The 539-nt window shown below is 60.1% G+C and carries 1 protein-coding gene; it reads right to left on the bottom strand.

Annotated elements, in window-relative coordinates; genetic code table 11:
* Positions 1–539, bottom strand: a 539-nt coding sequence (locus NKH93_RS34275) for an integrase core domain-containing protein (RefSeq protein WP_352976435.1), incomplete at both ends; no start/stop codon positions are given.

Here is a 539-nt window from a genome sequence, read left to right as displayed (position 1 = left end):
CTCGTGCCGAACGGGTTGTCGATGGTCTGCAAGGTCCTCTGTTCCAAGTCGATATACCCGAGATCGTAATGCATGAAGCTGACGAGCCAAATGCCGTCGTCGATCTCCTTGATTCCCAGCCTCTGACCGGCGAGCACGGTCGAGACGTTGATCTTCTTCCTGTGCATGCAGATGCGGCCGCAAGCGGTAACCAGGATGTCGCGGTCGTGGAAGGGGTATTCCAGTTCCGGCAGGCCGTCATAGGCTCTTGAGGACGGCGTGTAGAGCTCGGCCGGGGTGCGCATGGCGAGCGCCTCGTGTGGCCTTTCCTCATTGAATTCGCTGATGAAAGCGTCGAACCTCGCCTGCTGCTGGAGGATGTTCATGCCGGGCGGCCTGGTCGTCTCTTTCTTTAAGGTCAGATGCATGCGCTCGTGGCGGCCGTTCTGTTGCGGGTTGCCCGGCTGGATGCGCTCGATGACGATGCCGAGCCTGAGCCAGAACACCGACAGGCGCGAGAGATTGTAGAGGCCGTTAGGCGAAGCGAAAGGGAGCCCGTT

This window comes from Mesorhizobium sp. M0954 (assembly GCF_040319155.1).
Taxonomy (GTDB): domain Bacteria; phylum Pseudomonadota; class Alphaproteobacteria; order Rhizobiales; family Rhizobiaceae; genus Mesorhizobium.
This window is presented reverse-complemented; position numbering and strand designations above follow the sequence as displayed.